The organism is Rudaea cellulosilytica DSM 22992 (assembly GCF_000378125.1).
GTDB classification, from domain to species: domain Bacteria; phylum Pseudomonadota; class Gammaproteobacteria; order Xanthomonadales; family Rhodanobacteraceae; genus Rudaea; species Rudaea cellulosilytica.
The window spans coordinates 1,220,692-1,243,013 of record NZ_KB899241.1 but is presented as its reverse complement, the minus strand read 5'-3'; the positions used below and the strand labels follow the sequence as shown (position 1 = coordinate 1,243,013).

General features: G+C 61.0%; 16 protein-coding genes, 2 tRNA genes and 3 rRNA genes. 7 read left to right on the top strand and 14 right to left on the bottom strand.

Annotated elements, in window-relative coordinates; all coding sequences use genetic code 11:
* The first annotated feature begins 63 nt into the window (after positions 1-63).
* On the top strand, positions 64-1,884 hold the full coding sequence (gene tfpB, locus F455_RS0105510; RefSeq protein WP_018972275.1) for a type IV pilus assembly ATPase TfpB: 1,821 nt from the start codon (positions 64-66) through the stop codon (positions 1,882-1,884).
* Between the two features lie 133 nt (positions 1,885-2,017).
* Here the strand turns inward: tfpB and F455_RS22890 are convergent, their stop codons facing one another.
* From F455_RS22890 to F455_RS0105485, 5 genes are all read right to left on the bottom strand, one after another.
* Positions 2,018-2,191: a hypothetical protein gene (locus F455_RS22890; protein WP_018972274.1), complete on the bottom strand. Its 174-nt coding sequence runs from the start codon at positions 2,189-2,191 to the stop codon at positions 2,018-2,020.
* Between the two features lie 178 nt (positions 2,192-2,369).
* Positions 2,370-3,137, bottom strand: a complete 768-nt coding sequence (gene tatC / locus F455_RS0105500) for a twin-arginine translocase subunit TatC (RefSeq protein WP_018972273.1) — start codon at positions 3,135-3,137, stop codon at positions 2,370-2,372.
* Positions 3,124-3,486, bottom strand: coding sequence for a Sec-independent protein translocase protein TatB (tatB, locus tag F455_RS19885; protein WP_018972272.1), 363 nt, complete (start codon positions 3,484-3,486; stop codon positions 3,124-3,126). Before tatB ends, tatC begins: the two co-directional genes overlap by 14 nt.
* A gap of 20 nt (positions 3,487-3,506) precedes the next feature.
* Positions 3,507-3,728, bottom strand: coding sequence for a Sec-independent protein translocase subunit TatA (gene tatA, locus F455_RS23530; RefSeq protein ID WP_018972271.1), 222 nt, complete (start codon positions 3,726-3,728; stop codon positions 3,507-3,509).
* Between the two features lie 62 nt (positions 3,729-3,790).
* Positions 3,791-4,462 carry a lipid-binding SYLF domain-containing protein gene (locus F455_RS0105485; protein ID WP_018972270.1) on the bottom strand — a complete coding sequence of 224 codons (672 nt, stop codon included), beginning with the start codon at positions 4,460-4,462 and terminating at the stop codon, positions 3,791-3,793.
* Between the two features lie 96 nt (positions 4,463-4,558).
* On the opposite strand from F455_RS0105485, the gene hemH reads away from it, so the two are divergent.
* Together hemH and F455_RS19880 are read left to right on the top strand one after the other, a co-directional pair.
* Complete coding sequence (gene hemH, locus F455_RS0105480) at positions 4,559-5,599, top strand: ferrochelatase (RefSeq protein ID WP_051084127.1); 1,041 nt, start codon at positions 4,559-4,561, stop codon at positions 5,597-5,599.
* A complete protein-coding gene (locus tag F455_RS19880; protein WP_018972268.1) occupies positions 5,586-6,485 on the top strand; it encodes an alpha/beta fold hydrolase in 900 nt (299 codons plus the stop codon). Before hemH ends, F455_RS19880 begins: the two co-directional genes overlap by 14 nt.
* Positions 6,486-6,576: 91 nt before the next feature.
* Here the strand turns inward: F455_RS19880 and rrf are convergent.
* The 6 genes from rrf to tyrS all read right to left on the bottom strand — a co-directional run bounded on the left by rrf (position 6,577) and on the right by tyrS (position 13,501).
* Positions 6,577-6,691 (bottom strand): 5S ribosomal RNA (rrf, locus tag F455_RS0105470).
* A 171-nt stretch (positions 6,692-6,862) separates the two neighbouring features.
* Positions 6,863-9,744, bottom strand: a 23S ribosomal RNA gene (locus tag F455_RS0105465).
* Positions 9,745-9,923: 179 nt separating this feature from the next.
* Positions 9,924-10,000: transfer RNA gene (locus tag F455_RS0105460), tRNA-Ile, on the bottom strand.
* A 16-nt stretch (positions 10,001-10,016) separates the two neighbouring features.
* Positions 10,017-10,092: transfer RNA gene (locus tag F455_RS0105455), tRNA-Ala, on the bottom strand.
* A 99-nt stretch (positions 10,093-10,191) separates the two neighbouring features.
* Positions 10,192-11,736, bottom strand: a 16S ribosomal RNA gene (locus F455_RS0105450).
* Together the 16S, 23S and 5S rRNA genes with 2 tRNA genes alongside form the textbook arrangement of a ribosomal RNA operon.
* Positions 11,737-12,286: 550 nt before the next feature.
* Positions 12,287-13,501, bottom strand: coding sequence for a tyrosine--tRNA ligase (gene tyrS / locus F455_RS0105445; RefSeq protein WP_018972267.1), 1,215 nt, complete (start codon positions 13,499-13,501; stop codon positions 12,287-12,289).
* A gap of 184 nt (positions 13,502-13,685) precedes the next feature.
* On the opposite strand from tyrS, the gene F455_RS0105440 reads away from it, so the two are divergent.
* Both F455_RS0105440 and F455_RS0105435 read left to right on the top strand, forming a co-directional pair.
* Positions 13,686-15,116: an OapA family protein gene (locus F455_RS0105440; RefSeq protein ID WP_245539939.1), complete on the top strand. Its 1,431-nt coding sequence runs from the start codon at positions 13,686-13,688 to the stop codon at positions 15,114-15,116.
* 131 nt (positions 15,117-15,247) lie between these two features.
* A complete protein-coding gene (locus F455_RS0105435) occupies positions 15,248-16,363 on the top strand; it encodes an anhydro-N-acetylmuramic acid kinase (RefSeq protein WP_018972265.1) in 1,116 nt (371 codons plus the stop codon).
* On the opposite strand, the gene F455_RS0105430 is transcribed toward F455_RS0105435, so the two are convergent.
* Together F455_RS0105430 and F455_RS0105425 are read right to left on the bottom strand one after the other, a co-directional pair.
* On the bottom strand, positions 16,360-17,625 hold the full coding sequence (locus tag F455_RS0105430) for an AmpG family muropeptide MFS transporter (RefSeq protein WP_018972264.1): 1,266 nt from the start codon (positions 17,623-17,625) through the stop codon (positions 16,360-16,362). The two genes, F455_RS0105435 and F455_RS0105430, sit on opposite strands and share 4 nt — an antisense overlap.
* On the bottom strand, positions 17,622-18,422 hold the full coding sequence (locus F455_RS0105425; RefSeq protein WP_018972263.1) for an exodeoxyribonuclease III: 801 nt from the start codon (positions 18,420-18,422) through the stop codon (positions 17,622-17,624). The genes F455_RS0105430 and F455_RS0105425 overlap by 4 nt, the downstream gene beginning before the upstream one ends.
* Before the next feature lie 65 nt (positions 18,423-18,487).
* Here F455_RS0105425 and pyrE point away from each other — a divergent pair, with 65 nt between their 5' ends.
* Positions 18,488-19,135 carry an orotate phosphoribosyltransferase gene (gene pyrE, locus F455_RS0105420; RefSeq protein ID WP_018972262.1) on the top strand — a complete coding sequence of 216 codons (648 nt, stop codon included), beginning with the start codon at positions 18,488-18,490 and terminating at the stop codon, positions 19,133-19,135.
* Between the two features lie 68 nt (positions 19,136-19,203).
* On the top strand, positions 19,204-19,851 hold the full coding sequence (locus F455_RS0105415; RefSeq protein WP_018972261.1) for a DUF4124 domain-containing protein: 648 nt from the start codon (positions 19,204-19,206) through the stop codon (positions 19,849-19,851).
* A 51-nt stretch (positions 19,852-19,902) separates the two neighbouring features.
* On the opposite strand, the gene F455_RS23525 is transcribed toward F455_RS0105415, so the two are convergent.
* Entirely contained in the window at positions 19,903-22,206 is a 2,304-nt protein-coding gene (locus F455_RS23525) for a phosphomannomutase/phosphoglucomutase (RefSeq protein ID WP_018972260.1), read from the bottom strand.
* Between the last annotated feature and the right edge of the window lie 116 nt (positions 22,207-22,322).

Sequence of the window (22,322 nt, the reverse complement as noted above, 5' to 3'; positions counted from 1 at the left end):
CGCGCTAGTATATCGGCTGGAGCGCGCCTACGCCGCGCCAGCAAAGCGAATCGGGGAGTTTTCATGGCCATCGTGCCACAACGTAATACGCCGGCCGTGGTGCCTGCGCACAAGCCCGACCCGGAGCTCTCGCTGCACCGCAAGCTTGATCTCGAAACAGTGCTCGGCGCGCTCAAGCGCGACGGCATTCTCGGCGAAGAAGAGATAGTCAAGGTTCGCGCCGACGCGCGTTCGACACGCAACCAGATCGAGCTGCATCCGCTCGTCCTGATCGCCAATCTGAAACTGGCCAACGCACGCGACAAGAAGCCGCTCAGCCTCGAAGTGTTGAGCCTGTGGCTGGCCGAGAAGGCCGCGCTGCCCTACCTCAAGATCGATCCGATGAAGATCGACGTCTCTGCGGTCACCCAGGTGATCTCGCACGCGTACGCGCAGCGCTACCGCATCCTGCCGGTCGAGGTCAGCGCGCAGCATGTGACGATCGCGATTTGCGAACCTTTCGACACGCGCTGGCTCGCCGACCTCGGCCATATATTGCGTCGCGAAATACGCCGCGTCGTCGTCAACCCGGTCGATCTGCAACGCTATCTGGCCGAATTCTACGGCGTGCAGCGCTCGATCCAGAAAGCGCGCGACGCCAAAACCGACGCCAACGCGATCCTCAACTTCGAGCAGCTGCTGGAACTAGGCAAGTCCGGCGACGTCGGCGCCGACGACCGCCATGTCGTGCACATCGTCGACTGGTTGCTGCAGTACGCCTTCGAGCAGCGCGCCTCCGACATCCATCTCGAGCCGCGCCGCGACATGAGTCCGATCCGTTTTCGCATCGACGGCGTGATGCACAAAGTGTTCGAGCTGCCGACGCCGGTGATGACCGCGGTGACCGCACGCGTGAAGATCCTCGGCCGCATGGACCTCGCCGAAAAGCGCCGTCCGCAGGACGGCCGCATCAAGACGCGCTCGAGCGGCGGACGCGAGGTCGAGCTACGCCTGTCGACGATGCCGACCGCGTTCGGCGAGAAGGTCGTCATGCGCGTTTTCGACCCGGACATCGTGGTCAAAGAATTCCGCCAGCTCGGCTTCTCGATGGACGAGGAGTTGATCTGGCGCGCCTTGGTCGAACGGCCGCATGGCATCGTCCTCGTCACTGGCCCGACCGGCTCGGGCAAGACGACGACGCTGTATTCGACGCTGAAGCATCTGGCGACGCCAGATATCAACGTCTGCACGGTCGAAGACCCGATCGAAATGGTCTGCCCCGAGTTCAACCAGATGCAGGTGCAGACCGCGATCGACCTCGACTTCGCCACGGGCGTGCGTACGCTGATGCGCCAGGACCCCGACATCATCATGGTCGGCGAAATTCGCGATCTCGAGACCGCGCAGATGGCGATCCAGGCCTCGCTGACCGGGCACCTGGTGCTTTCGACCCTGCATACGAACGATGCGCCGAGTGCGTTGCCGCGTCTGCTCGATCTCGGCGCGCCGCATTACCTGATCCAATCGACCCTGACCGGCGTGGTCGCCCAGCGACTCGTGCGCATGCTATGTCCGCACTGCAAGGCCGAGACGAAACTCGACCTGCGCGCCTGGGATGCGCTCGTGCATCGCTGGAACGTTCCTCCTCCCGCGCGTGCCTACGGCCCCACTGGTTGTTTGGAATGCCGCAATACCGGCTTCCTTGGCCGCACCGGCATCTACGAAATGATGCGCATTTCCGTGCCGATCCGACGCATGATCCAGCCCGAGATCGATCTCGGGCGGTTGACCGAAGCCGCCCTTGCCGAGGGCATGCGGCCGTTGCGCGTGTCCGCGGCGGCGCAAGTCGCACGCGGGATCACGACGATACCGGAAGTGATCGGAGTGCTGCCGCCGGTGGAGTAGATCGACGGAATGCCGCATTGTATAGAAAGCGGCATTTTGCAAATCACTGGCAACAAAAAAGCGGCCTATGGCCGCTTTCTTTTTCCCTGGCCGCAACATCTGTGTTGCGGATCGTGCGATTCGTTGGCCCTGCTTACTTCTTTGCCTTGCGCGTCGTCGCGGCTTTGGCGAGGAAGTTGTTGATTGCTTCGTTGGTCACGTCGTACAACGGGCGCCCTGCGTTTGCGGCAGCAGCCTTGAGCGCATCACGCACCTTCTTGGAAACACGCAACGAAGCGTCGCGGGTCTCTTCTTCGTTCTTTGCCATAGGGTACTCCGGATAGGGTGTAAACCGCTTCGAGATGATTGCGCAAACATTGTATACAGGAGCGGGTGAAATGCAACGTGCGGGCGCAGCACAGTGCAAATTTTCACAATGATACAAAGTCGGCGATACGCACCGCCATTCCGCGCCGGTGAAGCGCGTCAACCCTGATGCCGGGTTCTCAGGTCCCAGTCGCGTCCGAGCTTTGCTCCGGCTGCGATCGGGTCAGGATGCGGGCGCCGACAATGCCGAGCTCGTAGAGCACGCACATCGGAATCGCCAGCATCAGCATCGACAGCGCATCGGGCGGGGTGAGGAACGCGGCGATCACGAATGCGCCGACGATTGCATAACGGCGGCTTTCGGCGAGCTGTGCCGGGGTCACCATGCCGACGAGGACGAGAATCAGCAATACGACCGGAATCTCGAAGCACAAACCGAAGGCGAGGAATAGCATCAGGGTGAAATCCAGATATTTGCCGATGTCGGGCGATACGGTCACCCCGGCGGGCGCAAAACCGGCGGTGAATTTAGCCACAGCCGGCAGCACGAGGAAGTAGGCGAACGCACAACCGATGTAGAACAGGACCACCGCCGAGACGAGGACCGGTACCGCAAGGCGTTTTTCATGTTTGTACAGACCGGGTGCGACGAACGCCCAAAGCTGGTAGAGCACGACCGGCATCGCGACCACGAGCGCGACGAAAAACGCGAACTTGACCGGGATCAGGAACGGTGAGATCACCTCGATGGCGATCATTGTCCCGCCCTGCGGCAGATGTGACACCAACGGCAGCGCGAGCCAGCCATACAGCTTGTTCGCGAACGGCAGCAGGCACAGCAGCACGACCATCACCGCGGCAACCGCCTTGAGGAGGCGTTCGCGCAGTTCGACGAGGTGCGAAATGAAACTCTGCTCGCCTTCGTCGCCGGATTCAGTGCTGCTCATGACCGGGGTCGCCCTGAGATGGATTCGCGGGCACTGCCGAAATGGTCGGCGGCGCGGCCGCCTCGACATCAGCGGCGGTCTTTTCTATCGAGGAATGAACTTCGGCCGAGACGTTGCGGATGTCGTTCTGCAGGTCGGCAGCGGCGGACTTCGCTTCCTCGATGCTGCGTTTGAGATCCTCGGCCTGCAACTCCCGCTCGATCTCATCGCGCACGCTCTGCCAGCTGTTGCGCGCGCGCCGAGCCAGCGCACCCGCGGTACGCGCCACGCGTGGCAAGCGTTCGGGGCCGAGCACGAGTAGAGCGACCACGGCGATCAAGCCGATTTCGCCAAAACTGAAATCGAACATGGCAGCAACGCTTTGGTCGGCTAGTGGGAGTCGACCTTGTCGGACTGGCTTTTTGCGTTCTCGCCCTGCGCGGGCGGGTCGGCCTTCAATTGCGCCTGATTGTCCGGATCGGACATGCCCTTGCGGAAACCCTTGATCGCCTGACCGACGTCCTCGCCGATGTTGCGCAGGCGCTTCGTGCCGAACACGAGCGCGACGATAACGAGAAGGATAAGCCAGTGCCAGATGCTGAAACCACCCATACGCCCTCCAAAAACCATTACTGCCAAGACTGGGGATGATATCGCATCGCAGACATGCCGGCTCAGTGGCCGTATTCCTCCAACCGGTCGCGGAAATCGACGATCGCGCTCGGCACGTTGCTGACGCCGCCGGCAAAGATGCGCCGCGGTGTCACTCCCGCGCCGTAGACTGCCGCGTTTGCATCGTTGTCTATCGAGATGACCGAGCCGTCGAGTGCAGCGCCGGCGAACAGGCCGCGCGCACGCGAATACGAAAAGATTTCCGCCTTCATCTGCGCATCGGTCGAAGCCTGCGCGCTGCGCCCTACCGGACCGGCTGCGGCCGAGGCGTCGGCGCCGAGCGTGAATTTGCCGTGCACGATCGAATCGACGCCACGCTGGGTGCGGAACACGAGGATCACGTCGGTCGAAGACACGCCGGCCTGGAAGCCGATGCTGCCGCCCGACATCGAGATGAAACTCGGATTGCTCCAAGTGCCGTTTTCGGTCTTCACCGAAATCAAGCCCAAGCCATGCCGACCGCCGATCACGAGGCCGGCCTTGATCACATCCGGGATCACCGCAACCGCATACGCATTGGCGATCATGTCGGACGGCAGGCCCTTGTCGGGCGCCTGGGTCAGATCGCGCAACACGCGCACGGCGTTGGCCGCACGCTGATTTTCCGTCTCGCCGGCAAACGCGGCAGGTGCGCAACCTAGAATCAATCCCAGAACGAACAGCCAGTTTTTCACATGCCTATCCTCGATGCAGCAATGGAGAAAAAGTAAACCTGCGCGCATGAACGTGCCGACAACCGGGACGGCGGCACGCACACGTATAATCGCGCGATGAGCGACATTATCGCCTCTCCAACGGCTTCAGGGCAGATGCCCGTCGCCAAAACGGCAGTGCTTCTGGTCAACCTCGGCACGCCTGAAGCGCCCACCGCGACGGCGGTTCGCCGCTACCTTGCCGAATTCCTGTCCGATCCACGCGTGATCGAGACGCCGCGCTGGCTGTGGTGGCCGATCCTGCACGGCGTGATCCTGCGCATACGGCCCGCTCGATCGGCACATGCCTATTCGAGCATCTGGACCGGGCAGGGTTCCCCTCTGCTTGTGCACAGCCGCGAGCTGGCCGCAAAACTTTGCGATGCCTTCGCGCCCGACAGCGTGCGCGTGGAACTGGGCATGCGCTACGGCAATCCCTCGGTGCGTGAGACGATCACGCGCCTGCATGCCGAAGGTGTGCGCCGACTACTGGTGCTGCCGTTGTATCCGCAATATTCCGCCGCGTCGACCGGCTCGGCCTTCGACGCGGTAACGCGGGCGCTGCAAGCACTGCGCTGGCCGCCCGAGCTGCGTTTTATCAACGACTATCACGACGACACACGTTATGTCGACGCGCTCGCCGCGAGCGTGCAGGCTTACTGGCGGGATCACGGACGTGCACAGAAGCTGCTGTTGTCATTCCATGGCTTGCCGCGGCGCTGCATTGATCGCGGCGACCCTTATCTCGACCATTGCCGGGCGACCGCGCAACGGCTGCGCGCCCGACTCGATCTGGGCGAGGAGGAGTGCGCGCTGAGCTTCCAGTCGCGCGTGGGTCGCGAAGTCTGGATTCAGCCTTACACCGAGGAACTGCTCGATCGCTGGCCAGGCGAAGGCGTGCGCAGGATCCAGATTCTCTGCCCCGGCTTCGCGGCCGACTGCCTGGAAACGCTGGAGGAGATCGCGATCCGCGGTCGCGCGCGCTTCATCGCGGCAGGCGGCGAATCGCTCGAATATATTCCTGCGCTCAACGCCGAGCGAACACATGTCGATATGCTCGCGGCGCTGATTCGGCGGCATCTGCAAGGCTGGACGAAGGAAGCGCATGCAGGCGCGTGAACGCACGATAGCCACACCTCACCTGCAGTTGGCGGCGAAAGAATGGGGAGATCCCACCCTGCCGCCGCTGCTTGCCATCCATGGCTGGCTCGACAACGCCGCCAGCTTCGACGCGCTGGCGCCGCTGATCGCGACGCAATTTCACTTGGTAGCGCTCGATCTGCCTGGCCATGGTCGCTCGCAGCATCGACCGCTCGGCGTGCGTTATCACTTCGTCGACTATCTCGACGATGTTCTGGCCGCCGCGGATTCGCTGGGCTGGAAAACATTCAGCCTATTGGGCCATTCGTTGGGCGGCGGGGTCGCAAGCTTTATCGCCGCAGCATTTCCCGAGCGCGTACAGAAGTTATTCCTGATCGAGGTCGCCGGCGCAGTCAGCGCGCCGGTGGAAAAGTCGTTGGCGCAATTGCAGAAGGGCATCACTCAATTCCACGAAAGCGCTGGCAAGGCGTTGCGTATATTCACTAACGTCGAGATCGCTATTGCGGCGAGACGCAAGGCTGGCGATTTGTCGGAGGCGGCGGCGCGTGCGCTCGTACTGCGTGGCATCCGCGAAGTCGAGGGCGGCTGGTCGTGGTCGTCCGATCCGCGCCTGATGCCGGCTTCGCCGCAACGTTTCAGCGAAGACCAGGTGCTCGCGATTCTCGCCGGCGTGCAGGCGCCAACGCTGTTCGTGCTTGCCGAACCGATGGCAATGCAGATCCCCGAAAGCCTGATGCTTGCGCGCGCGGCACAGATGCCGAACGCGACCCTCGTGCGCCTGCCCGGCAACCATCATCTGCATCTGGAAGATGCGCAATCGGTGGCTAAGGCGATCGCGGATTTCCTGGAGCATTCGCAAAGCCATCCGCGCAATGCAGGCTCCAAACAACGCGTCGAGCCGTAACTTGCGGCCGGCTGCGTAGCCGGAAGAAGGGAGCATGCTCCGCGCAAAAGAAAACCCCCGAGCCTTTCGACTCGAGGGTTTTGGATGAAGCCCCTGGCAGTGACCTACTCTCACATGGCTTAAGCCACACTACCATCGGCGCGGGTGCGTTTCACTTCCGTGTTCGGGATGGGAACGGGTGGGACCACACTGCTGTATCCGCCAGGGAATCGTTGGCGTTCGCGCTCAGGAATTCATAAATGAATCCGCGCAAACGCAGCATTGGGACTTGGGACGTAACTTGCGTCGAGCTCTCATCGAGCGACGTGTATTGAGTCAATTGCTTGGCGAGTTCTCAGTGAGTTAGTTCTTTCAAAGCCAAAGCGACTTTGAGTTATATGATCAAGCCACACGGATCATTAGTATCGGTTAGCTCGGCATTACTGCGATACACACCCGACCTATCAACCACCTAGTCTTGATGGTTCCTTTAGGGAGCTTAAGCTCCGGGATGTCTCATCTTGAGGCGCGCTTCCCGCTTAGATGCTTTCAGCGGTTATCGCTTCCGAATATAGCTACCCGGCAGTGCCACTGGCGTGACAACCGGAACACCAGAGATTCGTCCACTCCGGTCCTCTCGTACTAGGAGCAGCCCCTCTCAAACATCCAACGCCCATGGCAGATAGGGACCGAACTGTCTCACGACGTTCTGAACCCAGCTCGCGTACCACTTTAAATGGCGAACAGCCATACCCTTGGGACCGGCTACAGCCCCAGGATGTGATGAGCCGACATCGAGGTGCCAAACACTGCCGTCGATATGAACTCTTGGGCAGTATCAGCCTGTTATCCCCGGAGTACCTTTTATCCGTTGAGCGATGGCCCTTCCATACAGAACCACCGGATCACTAAGACCTACTTTCGTACCTGCTTGATCCGTCGATCTCGCAGTCAAGCACGCTTATGCCTTTACACACATTGCACGATGTCCGACCGTGCTGAGCGTACCTTCGTGCTCCTCCGTTACTCTTTGGGAGGAGACCGCCCCAGTCAAACTACCCACCATACACGGTCCCCGACCCGGATTACGGGCCTAGGTTAGAACGTCAAGCACTTCAGGGTGGTATTTCAAGGTTGGCTCCATGCAAGCTAGCGCCTGCACTTCGTAGCCTCCCACCTATCCTACACAGAAGAACTCAACGTTCAGTGTAAAGCTATAGTAAAGGTTCACGGGGTCTTTCCGTCTTGCCACGGGAACGCTGCATCTTCACAGCGATTTCAATTTCACTGAGTCTCGGGTGGAGACAGCGCCGCTGTCGTTACGCCATTCGTGCAGGTCGGAACTTACCCGACAAGGAATTTCGCTACCTTAGGACCGTTATAGTTACGGCCGCCGTTTACTGGGGCTTCGATCAAGAGCTTCGCCTTGCGGCTGACCCCATCAATTAACCTTCCAGCACCGGGCAGGCGTCACACCCTATACGTCCACTTTCGTGTTTGCAGAGTGCTGTGTTTTTGATAAACAGTCGCAGCGGCCTGGTCACTGCGACCCAAGATCGCTCAGCTACGCATGTAGCCACGATCCTGGGTGCACCTTCTCCCGAAGTTACGGTGCTATGTTGCCTAGTTCCTTCACCCGAGTTCTCTCAAGCGCCTTGGGATTCTCACCCTGCCTACCTGTGTCGGATTACGGTACGGTCCTCGTGATCTGAAGCTTAGAAGTTTTTCCTGGAAGCGTGGTATCAGTGACTTCGTCCTAAAAGGACTCGTCTCGGTGCTCGGCATAGATGAGAGCGGATTTGCCAACCCTCAATGCCTACCTCCTTTCCCCGGGACAACCAACGCCCGGTACACCTAACCTTCTCCGTCACTCCATCGCAATCACGAGCGGTTCTGGAATATTAACCAGATTCCCATCGACTACGCGTTTCCGCCTCGCCTTAGGGACCGACTCACCCTGCGCCGATGAACGTTGCGCGAGGAAACCTTGGGCTTTCGGCGTGGAGGCTTTTCACCTCCATTATCGTTACTCATGTCAGCATTCGCGCTTCTGATACCTCCAGCAGACCTATCGATCCACCTTCGCAGGCGTACAGAACGCTCCTCTACCGCGCACAACTCCCGAAGGAATGTGCACCCCGAGCTTCGGTACATCGCTTAGCCCCGTTAAATCTTCCGCGCAGACCGACTCGACCAGTGAGCTATTACGCTTTCTTTAAAGGGTGGCTGCTTCTAAGCCAACCTCCTGGCTGTTTATGCCTTTCCACATCGTTTTCCACTGAGCGATGATTTTGGGACCTTAGCTGCGGGTCTGGGTTGTTTCCCTTTTCACGACGGACGTTCGCACCCGCCGTGTGTCTCCCGTGTAGCACTTCTTGGTATTCGGAGTTTGCCATGGTTTGCTAAGTCGCGATGACCCGCTAGCCATAACAGTGCTCTACCCCCAAGAGTGTTCGCACGAGGCGCTACCTAAATAGCTTTCGAGGAGAACCAGCTATCTCCAGGTTCGGTTAGCTTTTCACTCCTAGCCACACCTCATCCCCTACTTTTGCAACAGGAGTGGGTTCGGGCCTCCAGTGCGTGTTACCGCACCTTCACCCTGGGCATGGCTAGATCACCTGGTTTCGGGTCTACTGCCTGCGACTATTCGCCCTATTCAGACTCGGTTTCCCTTCGCCTTCCCTATACGGTTAAGCTTGCCACAGACAAGTAAGTCGCTGACCCATTATACAAAAGGTACGCAGTCGCCTTGCGGCTTCCACTGCTTGTACATCTACGGTTTCAGGTTCTATTTCACTCCCCTCTCCGGGGTTCTTTTCGCCTTTCCCTCACGGTACTGGTTCACTATCGGTCGGTCAGGAGTATTTAGCCTTGGAAGATGGTCCTCCCATGTTCAGACAGGGTTTCACGTGCCCCGCCCTACTCACTTTCATCGTATATGCCCTTTCGCTTACGGGGCTATCACCCGCTATGGCCGGACTTTCCAGACCGTTCGGCTAAAACATATACGACTTTTGGGCTAATCCGCGTTCGCTCGTCGCTACTAGCGGAATCTCGGTTGATTTCTTTTCCTCCAGGTACTGAGATATTTCAGTTCCCTGGGTTCGCTTCCCAATCCTATATATTCAGATCGGGATACCTCTTGCGAGGTGGGTTTCCCCATTCGGACATCACGGGCTCAATGCCTATTGCCGGCTCCCCCGTGCTTTTCGCAGGCTGTCACGTCCTTCATCGCCTCTGACCGCCAAGGCATCCACCGTAGACGCTTATTCGCTTGATCATATAACCCAAAGTTGCCTTCGGATCGATCAACTTACTGATAAATCGCCTAATTGCCTCAACGACACATCTAATCTCGGTGAGAGATCAGACGCTTGTTACGTCCCAAGTTGTCAAAGAACCTTGTCGAGCCTCAACGCTCGGCAAGAAAAATTCGTTTAGTGTGCAGGCATTCAGAAATGGTGGGTCTGGGAGGACTCGAACCACCGGCCTCACCCTTATCAGGGGTGCGCTCTAACCACCTGAGCTACAGACCCAAAAACTCTTCAAATCTGGTGGAGCTGACCGGGATCGAACCGGTGACCCCCTGCTTGCAAAGCAGGTGCTCTCCCAGCTGAGCTACAGCCCCGGGGTTACCTGGGCGCAGCGGGCCTTATAAGCCCTAGGCCCTGATGCTTTCTGAATGCAGGTGTCTTGTGTGGACGCCGTGGAGTGCACGTCGTTCTCGAAAGGAGGTGATCCAGCCGCACCTTCCGATACGGCTACCTTGTTACGACTTCACCCCAGTCATTGACCACTCCGTGGCAAGCGTCCCCCTTGCGGTTAGACTACCTGCTTCTGGAGCAACCAACTCCCATGGTGTGACGGGCGGTGTGTACAAGGCCCGGGAACGTATTCACCGCGACAATGCTGATTCGCGATTACTAGCGATTCCGACTTCACGTAGTCGAGTTGCAGACTACGATCCGGACTGAGAGAGGTTTTCTGGGATTGGCTTCGCCTCGCGGCTTCGCAACCCTCTGTACCTCCCATTGTAGTACGTGTGTAGCCCTGGCCGTAAGGGCCATGATGACTTGACGTCATCCCCACCTTCCTCCGGTTTGTCACCGGCGGTCTCCTTAGAGTTCCCACCATTACGTGCTGGCAACTAAGGACAAGGGTTGCGCTCGTTGCGGGACTTAACCCAACATCTCACGACACGAGCTGACGACAGCCATGCAGCACCTGTGTTCCGATTCCCGAAGGCACTCCCGCATCTCTGCAGGATTCCGGACATGTCAAGGCCAGGTAAGGTTCTTCGCGTTGCATCGAATTAAACCACATACTCCACCGCTTGTGCGGGCCCCCGTCAATTCCTTTGAGTTTCAGTCTTGCGACCGTACTCCCCAGGCGGCGAACTTAACGCGTTAGCTTCGATACTGAGTGCCAAGTTGCACCCAACATCCAGTTCGCATCGTTTAGGGCGTGGACTACCAGGGTATCTAATCCTGTTTGCTCCCCACGCTTTCGTGACTCAGTGTCAGTGCTGGTCCAGGTAGCCGCCTTCGCCACTGGTGTTCCTCCCGATCTCTACGCATTTCACCGCTACACCGGGAATTCCACTACCCTCTACCGCACTCTAGCTTCCCAGTATCCACTGCAATTCCCAGGTTGAGCCCGGGGCTTTCACAGCAGACTTAAGAAACCACCTACTCACGCTTTACGCCCAGTAATTCCGAGTAACGCTTGCACCCTTCGTATTACCGCGGCTGCTGGCACGAAGTTAGCCGGTGCTTATTCCTCTGGTACCGTCAGACTGCATGGGTATTAGCCCTGCAGATTTCGCTCCAGATAAAAGTGCTTTACAACCCGAAGGCCTTCTTCACACACGCGGCATTGCTGGATCAGGCTTGCGCCCATTGTCCAATATTCCCCACTGCTGCCTCCCGTAGGAGTCTGGGCCGTGTCTCAGTCCCAGTGTGGCTGATCATCCTCTCAGACCAGCTACAGATCGTCGCCTTGGTGGGCCTTTACCCCGCCAACTAGCTAATCTGACATCGGCTTCTCCAGCCGCGCGAGGTCTTGCGATCCCCCGCTTTCACCGTTAGGTCGTATGCGGTATTAGCGTAAGTTTCCCTACGTTATCCCCCACGACAGGGCAAATTCCGATGTATTCCTCACCCGTCCGCCACTCGCCACCCACAGTATTGCTACTGCTGTGCTGCCGTTCGACTTGCATGTGTTAGGCATGCCGCCAGCGTTCACTCTGAGCCAGGATCAAACTCTTCAGTTGAAATTGCAGTCAGCATTGCTGCTGACAAATTACTTTAGAGAGTGAAACCAAGCTGCTTTGATTACTCAAATTTGACCGATTTCTCGATCGACTTGATGACGCTCTTGATTCGATGGACGTGTTGTCCACTCCAAGGCGCCCACACAAGTCACCTGCGCACACTGTCAAAGATCGAATTCTTGCTCAGCGTTTCCGCTTTCGCGTCCCGAACATTTCGTCCGAGAGAGCCGCCTACTATACAACCATTTTCGTATCCGTCAACACCTTTTTGAAAACATTTTCGAAAAAGTTTTGCCGGTATTTCGCCCTTCGATCTCGCCAGCGGCGGCACCAATCGAAGGGGGGCGAATCATACATCCGATTTCCGATTCGTCAACACCCGCGAAACGACTTTTTTGCTTCGCCTTGCCGACGACCAGGAAGGTCGCCCTTTGCCGCACCGCAGCGTTTCCGGCCGCACGACGAAGGGCCGCGAATCCTACAACCAATTCCCGTTTCGTCAAGCCCCCGGACGCAGCTTTCCTGCAGGCGCTGAGCAGCGCGATACGGGCTATGCGGCAACCAAACGAACCCGTGCGAACGAACGCTTGCCGATCTGCAGCAGATGCTCGCCGCCCGCGGCAAGCGTGTGTTCGCGATCCTCGACCACGGCGCCGTCTATACGCACCGCCTTCTCGTTGAGCTTGCGCGTGACTTCGGAGTTGCTCGCCGCGAGCTTGGCCGCGACGAACAGCGGCGCGACGCGGATGCCTTCCGCCGGCACGGCGACGTCCTGCAGCGGCAGGTCGACATCGACGCGCTGTTCGCGCACGAGCGCATTCCATTGCTCGATCGCGCGTTCCGCCTCAGCCGCGCCCTGGAAACGCGTCGCCAGCTCGCGTGCGAGCGCGAGTTTGGCGTCGCGCGGATGCAGCTGGCCATCCGCAACTTCGCGCTTCATCTTTTCGATGTCTGCCGCCGAACGGTCCAGGCTCAGAAGCTCGTACCAGCGCCACATCAGCTCGTCGCCGATCTTCATTGTCTTGTTGACGATGTCGATCGCCGGCTCGTTGATGCCGATGTAGTTGCCTAACGACTTCGACATCTTGTGCACGCCGTCGAGGCCTTCGAGCAGCGGCATGGTCAGCACGATCTGCGGCAGCTGGCCGGCCTCTTCCTGCAACTGGCGGCCGACGAGCAGGTTGAACTTCTGGTCGGTACCGCCAAGCTCGACGTCGCATTGCAATGCAACAGAGTCGTAGCCCTGCACGAGCGGGTAGAGGAATTCGTGGATCGCGATCGGCTGATTACTTTTGTAGCGCTTGGCGAAGTCGTCGCGCTCGAGCATGCGCGCGACGGTGTGCTTGGCCGCGAGCTTGATCATACCGGCCGCATCCATCCTGCCGAACCATTCGGAATTGAAGCGCACCTCGGTCTTCTCGCGATCGAGCACTTTGAACACCTGGTCGGCGTAAGTCTTCGCGTTGGCCTCGATGTCCTCGCGGCTGAGCGGCTTGCGCGTGGCGTTCTTTCCGGTCGGGTCGCCGATCATGCCGGTGAAGTCGCCGATCAGAAAGATCACCTGATGGCCGAGGTCCTGGAACTGACGCATCTTATTGAGCAGCACGGTATGGCCGAGATGCAGGTCCGGCGCAGTCGGGTCGAAGCCAGCCTTGATCCGCAGCGGTCGACCGAGCTTGAGGCGCGCCTCGAGGTCCTCGCGCTTGATGATTTCCTCGGCACCGCGGCCAATCAGGTCCAGGGGCGCTTGGATTTCCGTTGACATCGTCGTATTCACCCGATTTTCGTGCAAAGTATACTTTTCCAGACGATCCGATCCGTTCAGTTTCCGTCAGATCGAAGTTAAAAAATCATTATTCGAGAAACCCGCCGGAAATCCTTGAAAAACAAAGGATTGACGCACGGTTTTCGACTGGATATGGTACGGCCTGTTTTGTCGGAAACTGGCCGTGAACCTGAACCAAAACCACTCTTGTGCCAAGCGCACCGCCCCACGGAACGGCGCAGCCGACGCGTCCACGAATGCAGCAAAGTGGACTTTTATACAAAATCTCGCGAAGTCACCGCTGTCCTGGCGACGCAGGCATGTCGTGCTTGCCGGCGCCATTGCCGCGGTGCTGATCACGGCCGGTGCGACGATCCCGACCTGGGCGCTCGCGATGCGCGATTCGGGTAACGCGCCGCGCACCACACTCGATCTTCCACTGCCGACATTATCGCCCGAAGACGCGGCCTTGTCTGCCGCGATCGACGCGGCCAATAGCGACCCGCTCAGTGATGACAGCGCCTGGCAGGTGGTCAAGGTCAAGTCCGGACAGACGCTCGCCGATATCTTTCAGCAGCAGAACCTCAATGCCACCGACCTCGCGCGGTTGCTCGACGATCCTGGCAACACGCGCTGCCTGCGCAGCATCCATCCGGGCGACGAGTTCGCCTTCCTGCGCAACGACGACGGCAGCCTGCGCGCGATTCGCTTCGACCGCGACGACCGCACGCGCGTAATCGCGAGCTTCACCACCGACGGCATCAAGCAAACCCCGCTCGATCGCAATATCGAGCGCCGCACCCACGTTGCCCATGGCAGCATCGATTCCTCGCTATTCGGCGCGGGCGAAGCGGCCGGCATGAGCGACGCGATGGTGCTGCAGCTCGCCAATGCGTTCGGCTACGACATCGACTTCGCCCAGGACCTGCGCCAGGGCGACAGCTTCACCGTGCTCTACGACGACGTCTACCGCGAGGGCGAGCGCCTGCGCGACGGCGACATCATCGCCGCGACCTTCGTCAACAAGGGCAAGCGCTACTCGGCGTTCCGCTTCACCAACAGCGCGGGCGAGACCAGCTACTACAGCGGCGAAGGCCGACCGCTGAAAAAGACCTTCCTGCGCACGCCGCTCGATTTCTCGCGCATCACCTCGTATTTCTCGGTCGCGCGCATGCATCCGATCCTCGGCACGATGCGCGCACACAAGGGCGTCGACTACGCTGCGCCGCAGGGCACGCCGATCCGCTCCGCCGGCGACGGCAAGATCGCCTTCCGCGGCTGGCAGCCCGGCTACGGCAACGTCGTCATCGTCCAGCACAACCCGCACACGACCACGCTCTACGGCCACATGTCGCGCCTCGGTGGCTACCAGGTCGGCCAGCACGTCGCGCAGGGCTCGACGATCGGCTACGTCGGCATGACCGGCCTGGCCACCGGTCCGCACCTGCACTACGAATTCCGTGTCGACGGCCAGCACCGTAATCCGCTGACGGTGACGACGCTGCCGCCGGAGCCGCTGCCCGGCGTCGAACTCGCGCGCTTCCGCAGCCAGACCCAGCCGATGCTGGCGCGGCTCAACAAGCTCGAGGCCACGCAACTCGCTTCGGCGAAATAGACACCGGCGGCAGACGTTGAACCGTGAAGTCTTGAATAGTCGAACTGCCGAGAAGGAAAGCGGCATTCTTTATGAAGTCTTCCGGCGTGTTTTTCGCGGCTTCCTCGCAGCGTTAGGCTTTTGAGAATCGCATGGCCTCGCTGTACCTCGGCCTGATCTCCGGCACCAGCGCCGACGGCATCGATGTTGCGCTGGCTTCGTTCGCGCGCGGGCCGAAGCTGCTCGCCAGTCTCACCCATTCGTATCCCGACGATCTGCGCCGACGCATCCTCGCGCTCGCGCAGGGCGACGGACGCATCGCGCTCGATGAGTTCGGTGCGCTCGATGTCGAAATCGCGCGCGCATTCGCCGCGGCCGCGAATAATTTGCTCAAGCGTGAAGGCGTCGATGCGAAGAAAATTCGCGCGCTCGGCTCGCATGGTCAGACCGTGCGCCATCGCCCGCTCGGCCCTGCGCCTTACACAATGCAGCTCGGCGATCCGAACGTGATTGCGGAGCTGACCGGCATCACCACCGTCGCCGACTTCCGCCGCCGCGACATCGCCGCGGGCGGCCACGGCGCGCCGCTCGCGCCCGCGTTCCATGCGGCGATGCTTGCGCGCGATAAGAAGACCCGCGTCGTGCTCAACCTCGGCGGCATCGCCAATATCACGATCCTGTCAAGCAACGCAAAGCAGCCGCTGCGCGGCTTCGACACAGGCCCGGCGAGCTGTCTGCTCGACGCATGGATCGGCAAACATCGCGACCAGCCCTACGACAAGGACGGCGTGTTCGCCGCATCCGGCCACGTCGACGAAACGCTACTCACGCGCCTACTGTCGGAGCCGTACTTCGCCGAGCCGCCGCCGAAAAGCACCGGCCGCGAAGTGTTTCATCTGACTTGGCTCGCCAAGCACCTGCGCGGTCTCGCGATCGCGCCGAAGAACGTACAGGCAACGCTGGTCGCGCTGTCGGCGATCACGATTGCCGACGCGATCCGCACGCAGGCGCGCGACACGCGCGAAGTCTGGGTCTGCGGCGGCGGCGTGCACAATCCAGTGCTGATGGCCGCGATCACGGAAGCGCTCGCGCCGGTTCACGTTGCGAGCATCGCCGACCTAGGCATCGATCCCGATTTCGTCGAGGCGATGACCTTCGCCTGGCTTGCGCGCGAGCGACTCGACAGCCGCGCCGCGCCAAACGTGCATACGGTCACCGGTGCGCGTGGGGCGCGCGTCCTCGGCGGCGTCTATTACGCAGACGGCTAAGTCGTCGACGACTTCACGTCGAAGCGCGCGAATTGCCCACCCAGCGCAAGCAGCAACAGCAGGCCCGGCACCGCGCAGGCAAGGCTCACGGCGAAATAGACGACCCAGCCGTAGTCCGCCGCAACCCAACCCGCGAGCGGGCCGACGAAGATGCGCGCGGCCGAATCAAGCGCGCTGAACAGCGCGTACTGAGTCGCGCTGAACCGTTTGTCGCAAAGCGCCATCAGCAGCGCGACGAATGCGCCAGTACCGAGGCCCGAAGTGAAATTCTCCGCCGCCACTGCGGTCACCAGCGCCGGATAACCCTGCCAGCCGAGCGCGATGGCGAAGAATCCGAGCGCGCCCAAGCCCTGCAGCACGCCGAAAATCCATAGCGCACGACGCAGCGACCAGCGCTCGAGCAGCAGGCCGCCGGCGAAGGCGCCGACGACGGTCGCTGCTAACCCGAACACCTTGTTGACCCAGCCGACATCGCTCAGTGCATAGCCGGCGCCGCGCAGCAGAAATGTGCTCGATAGGCTCAACGCGAACGCATTGCCGAGTTTGTAGACGAGAATCAGCGCGAGCCAATGCAGCGCCTTGGTTCGCGCAAGAAATTCGCGCAATGGCTCGACATAGGCTTTCACAAGGGAATGCGCGGATTCTTCGGCAACGCGCCGCTCCGGCGCGATCAGCGTGCCGACGATGCCGATGGCCATGAAAGCCGCCATTGCCAGATACGCAAAGCGGAACCCGTAGGAACCGGCAAGGATCAGCGCAAAGCCGCCCGAGACGACCATCGCGATGCGATAACCGCCGACGCCCAGGGCGGCGCCGAGGCCGCGATCCTGCGGCAGGAGCTGATCGGCGCGATAGGCATCGACGGCGATGTCCTGCGTTGCCGACAGCGTCGCCAGCACGACTGCGAGCACGGCGATCGCCGGCAGCGAGGTTTGTGGCGACAGGCCCGCGATCAGCACGAGGGCGACGACGATGCCAAGCTGCGTCCACAGCATCCAGCCGCGGCGCCGGCCAAGAACCGGTAGTGAAAAACGATCGATCAGCGGCGCCCAGAGGAACTTGAACACGTAGGCGAGCGCGACGAGCTTGATCGCGCCGATGGTCTTGAGGCTCAAGCCGCTGACCGCGCACCAGGCCTCGAGCGTCGAGAACGACAGCGCCACGGGCAGGCCGGAGCCGAATCCGAGCAAGGTGATTGCGCTGAGCGTGCGCGTGCGTTGCGCGCCAGCCGGCACGTCGATACGCGGCGGTGCATCCGTCACTGGTAGTCGACCAGCATCGGCGCATGGTCGGAAAAGCGCGGTGCGGGAGTGATCTCGCAGCTCTTCACTTTCTTGCCCATGCCCGGGGTGACGATCTGGTAGTCGATGCGCCAGCCGACGTTGTTCGTGCGCGCCGCGCCACGCGCCGACCACCAGGTATATTCGACCGTGTCGGGCTTGGCGACGCGGAAGGCGTCGTTCCAGCCGGTCCGCGGCGGCGGTGTGAGGCCGTCACCGTGCGCGTCGGCGATCAAGCCGTTGAGCCAAGCACGTTCTTCGGGCAGACAGCCGGAATTCTTCTGGTTCGAGGTCCAGTTCTTGATGTCGTTCTTCGCGCGTACGATGTTCCAGTCGCCGCAGAGCACGTAGTCGCGGCCGGACTTGAGCCACTCGGCGAAGATCGGCTTGAGCCAGTCCATGACCTTGAACTTGAAATCCTGCCGCTCCTCGCCCGAGGTGCCCGACGGAATGTAGAACGAGACGACACTGAGCTTGCCGAAACGCGCCTCGATGTAGCGACCCTCGTCATCGAACGGCGCCCAGCCGAGCGCGGTGCGCACTTCGTCCGGCTCGCGTTTCGCGTAGATCGCGACACCGCTATAGCCCTTCTTCGTCGTCGCGTCGCGGTAGAAGCAGTGATGGCCGTCGGGGCGAAACATCGGATCGCTGAGCTGATCCTCCTGTGCCTTGGTCTCCTGTAGGCAAACGACGTCGGCGTTCTGCTTCTTCAGCCAGTCGAAGAAGCCCTTGTTCGCGGCGGAACGGATGCCGTTGGCATTGAAGGTGATAATGCGCATCGTGGATGTAAGACTGAAGACGAGAGGCGATAATACATCGCATCACTGCCCGATCCTGCCTGCACATGCTTCCCCATCAGCGATCCTTCCTCGACCTCGCCCTCGCCAAGAATGCGCTGCGCTTCGGCGAATTCACGCTCAAATCGGGCCGCGTCAGTCCGTACTTCTTCAACGCCGGCTTGATAGCTTCCGGTGCAGCGCTGGCTACGCTCGGGCGCGCCTATGCGCAGGCGGCACTCGACTCAGGCGTCGCCTTCGACATGCTGTTCGGACCTGCGTACAAGGGGATTTCGTTGGCGACCGCCACATCGATCGCGCTCGCCGAAATCGCGCAGCGAGATGTACCGATCGCGTTCAACCGCAAGGAGGCGAAGACGCATGGCGAAGGCGGCGTGGTGATCGGCGCGCCACTCGCCGGCCGCGTGCTGATCGTCGACGACGTGATCACCGCGGGCACGGCAATCCGCGAGTCGCTGGCGCTGATCGCGGCGCACGGGGCGACGCCCGCCGGCATCCTGATCGCTCTCGATCGCCAGGAACGCGGCCAGGGTGCGCTCTCGGCCGTGCAGGAAGTCGAGCATGAATTCCGCATACCGGTGATCGCGATCGCGCGCCTCGCCGAACTGTTTGCACTGATCGACGCACGTGCAGAACTCGCCGTACATCGCGAGAAGATGCAAGCCTACCGCCAGGCCTATGCCGCCGCTGAATGAGGCGGCGGCACGCACGATCTGCGCACACACGAACCTTGTATGCTTGACGAAACGGAGATCTCTTCGACATGCGCCTCCCCATCACGTTCGCATTGATTCTCGGCCTGACGATGGCCACCTCGCTGGCCTGGCCGCAAGGCAAGGCGCACAACCGCTATCGTTGGACCGATTCGCATGGTGCCGTGCAGTACGCCGACTCGCCGACCGCGGAAGCGCTGCAGGTCGGCTATGACGTCATCGACAGCCGCGGCAACGTGGTCAAGCACGTCGACCGGGTCAAGACTGCCGCGGAAAAGAGTGCGGACGCAAGCGCGGCCGCTGCAACGGCGCAGGAAAAACGGCGTGCCGCCGAAGCAGCGCAATCCGACCAGCAAATGCTGCGGGCCTATACCTCCGAGCAAGCCTTGATCGACGCGCAGACGGGCCGTCTCGCAGCGATCGACCAGGAACTCGCCAACGTCAAAGTCAGCGAGGCGATCCAGGAAAAGAGCCTGGCCGAGCAACTCGTCTACGCATCGACGTTCGAACGCGACGGCAAGCCGGTGCCGCCGACGGTCAAACAGCAGATCGAAACCTTGCGCGCCAATGTCGCCGCGCAACAGAAGTTCACCGCGAACAAACTTGCCGATCGCGCCGAATCCGAACTCAGGGCGAAGGCCGAGCTGGCCCGCTATCGCGAACTGCGCGCCGCGCAGCAGAAGACCGACGCGCAATAGCAAGGAACGCGGGCGGGCATAGAGCAGAGCCCGACGAATCGGGCTCCAGCCTCAGAACGGCAACTTGAGCTTCGGATTGATCGCGAGCAACTGCGCACGGAATAGATTCTGCACGCGTTTGAGCACTTCCATGCTCTCGGCATCGAAACGCAGCACGAGCACCGGCGTCGTGTTCGAAGCGCGCACCAGGCCCCAGCCGTCCGGCCAGTCGGCACGCACGCCATCGATCGTGTTGATCTTCGCGCCTTCGAACTTCGCTTCCCTCTGGAAGCGCTCGATGAACTTGTAGTGCTCGCCTTCGGTGAGCTCGATCTTGAGCTCCGGCGTGCTGACGCTGTTCGGCAGTTCCTCGAAGATCGCCTGTGGCGAACGCTGTTGCGCATCGCCCGAGAGGATCTCGAGCAGCCGCGCCCCAGCATAAAGGCCGTCGTCGAAGCCGTACCAACGCTCCTTGAAGAAGAAGTGTCCGCTCATCTCGCCGGCCAGCGCCGCACCCGTCTCGCGCATCTTGCCCTTGATCAGCGAATGCCCGGTACGCCACATCAGCGGCACGCCACCGGCCTTCTCTATCACCGGCGCGAGCTTGCCCGTGCACTTGACGTCGTAGATGATCGTCGCGCCCTTGTTGCGCGTGAGCACGTCGCGCGCGAACAGCATCAGCGTGCGATCGGGAAAGATCACCTCGCCCGCGGGAGTGACGACACCGAGGCGATCGCCGTCGCCGTCGAAGGCGATGCCGAGGTCGGCCTTGATCTGCTTGACCGTGAGGATGAGGTCCTCGAGGTTGTGCAGGTCGGACGGATCGGGGTGGTGGTTCGGGAAGTTGCCGTCGACCTCGCAGAACAGCGGCACGACGTCGGCGCCGAGGCGCTCGAACAGTTGCGGCGCGATCGCGCCCGGAATACCGTTGCCGCAATCGACGACGATCTTGAGCGGTCGATGCAGGCGCACGTCGCTGGCGATGCGTTCGATGTAGTCCGCATTCAGATTGCGCTTCTCGAGCTGGCCTGTGCCAGTCGCAAAATCCTTGTCGGCGATGCGTTGATAGAGTTTCTGGATCGCGTCCTCGGCCAGCGTCTCGCCGCCGAGCACGATCTTGAAACCGTTGTAGTCGGGCGGGTTGTGGCTACCGGTCACCATGACTCCGGAGCCGAGATTCAGGTGATGGGTGGCGAAGTACAGTACCGGTGTCGGTGCCGCACCGATGTCGGTCACGTCAGCACCGGTCGAGCGCAGACCGTCGATCAGGGCCGCGGACAGGCTAGGCCCGGACAGGCGCCCGTCACGGCCGACTGCGATCGTCTTCAGCCCGCGACTCGCCATCTCGCTGCCGATGGCGCGGCCGATCAGGCGCGCGACGTCGGCGTTCAAGGTCTTGCCGAGCACGCCGCGAATGTCATAGGCGCGGAACATGCTGCGGCTGACATGAATATCCTGCTCTTCAACAGGAACGACGGGCTTGGCAGGTTTGGCTGCGGTTTGAGCTGGCGACATCGACATGGGCTCCTTGGGAAGTTCTTCCATGGTGGCCAGGCTTGCCGCCTGCTTGCGCCGCAGCAACGAATCGAATGCCACGCGCCAACCAACCAAGCGGGCATAGAACATCATTCCGCCTGAAGCCAGGCTCAACAACGCAAGCAGGCCCAGCAGAAGCAGACTACGAGGTGTCATGATCAGCGACGTTGGCGGCACGTTCGCCACGCGGAAGAGGCTGTTCGCCACCTGTTTGTCGGCGTTGTCGGACAGTTGATCCGTTGCCGAACCGATGCTGACGAGCATCGTGCCGCCCGCTCCGGCACCTTGACGCAGCTCGAGCCTGCCCGCCCCCGGTTCGAATTTGCGGAATGCTGCAAGGATGGGTTCGAAAGGCAGCGTGGCATAGGCGTAGGCCAAGATTTCATGTTGACTCGTCACCGGCAGCGCGAACACGAGCACACGCTTGGCTCCTTCGCTCATGGCCGACTGCGCAGGCGCCGGCTCGTGGCTGCGGCTCGCTTGCACGAGCATTGCCGAACGCGCATAGCCCGTCTTGGCGAAATCCCCAGCCAACACGTCGGAAATATCGGGGCGATGAAAATCGATGGCGATCAGCTCGGGCATCACTCCTTTCATCGCCTGGGTCGCGGCTTCGCGTCCGTTCTCCCACGATTCCGCAAGCGGCGTCGTAACCGCGCTACTCGCCAGTGCCCGCTGCAAGCGCGTACGTGTCTCGCTCACGAGTTGGCCGAGCGCCTCAGCCGCACTGTCGCGCAGTGCAGCGATTCGCTCCAGGTCGCGTTGCTCGGTCTGGACCAACCACGCTTGCCAAACGAAGAATCCGCCGAGTATCCACAGCAGAAGGGCGCCGACGAGCATCGCGTAGCGAGCCAAGCCCGCGTTTCCCGCTGCTTCCTGTTGCGCCGGTTTGACCGCAGCGTCTTCGCCTTGCCGTTTTTCGCCCGCCAGTTCGGCGTCGGATAAAACGTCAGGTT

Excerpts from the sequence above, each read along its gene's own strand:
- F455_RS19880 (WP_018972268.1), top strand. The coding sequence starts at position 5,586 with ATGCAGGCGCGTGAACGCACGATAGCCACACCTCACCTGCAGTTGGCG.
- tatA (WP_018972271.1), bottom strand. The coding sequence starts at position 3,728 with ATGGGTGGTTTCAGCATCTGGCACTGGCTTATCCTTCTCGTTATCGTC.
- hemH (WP_051084127.1), top strand. The coding sequence starts at position 4,559 with ATGAGCGACATTATCGCCTCTCCAACGGCTTCAGGGCAGATGCCCGTC.
- tyrS (WP_018972267.1), bottom strand. The coding sequence starts at position 13,501 with ATGTCAACGGAAATCCAAGCGCCCCTGGACCTGATTGGCCGCGGTGCC.
- pyrE (WP_018972262.1), top strand. The coding sequence starts at position 18,488 with ATGCTTCCCCATCAGCGATCCTTCCTCGACCTCGCCCTCGCCAAGAAT.
- tfpB (WP_018972275.1), top strand. The coding sequence starts at position 64 with ATGGCCATCGTGCCACAACGTAATACGCCGGCCGTGGTGCCTGCGCAC.
- F455_RS22890 (WP_018972274.1), bottom strand. The coding sequence starts at position 2,191 with ATGGCAAAGAACGAAGAAGAGACCCGCGACGCTTCGTTGCGTGTTTCC.
- F455_RS23525 (WP_018972260.1), bottom strand. The coding sequence starts at position 22,206 with ATGCTCGTCGGCGCCCTTCTGCTGTGGATACTCGGCGGATTCTTCGTT.
- tatB (WP_018972272.1), bottom strand. The coding sequence starts at position 3,486 with ATGTTCGATTTCAGTTTTGGCGAAATCGGCTTGATCGCCGTGGTCGCT.
- F455_RS0105425 (WP_018972263.1), bottom strand. The coding sequence starts at position 18,422 with ATGCGCATTATCACCTTCAATGCCAACGGCATCCGTTCCGCCGCGAAC.
- F455_RS0105435 (WP_018972265.1), top strand. The coding sequence starts at position 15,248 with ATGGCCTCGCTGTACCTCGGCCTGATCTCCGGCACCAGCGCCGACGGC.
- tatC (WP_018972273.1), bottom strand. The coding sequence starts at position 3,137 with ATGAGCAGCACTGAATCCGGCGACGAAGGCGAGCAGAGTTTCATTTCG.
- F455_RS0105415 (WP_018972261.1), top strand. The coding sequence starts at position 19,204 with ATGCGCCTCCCCATCACGTTCGCATTGATTCTCGGCCTGACGATGGCC.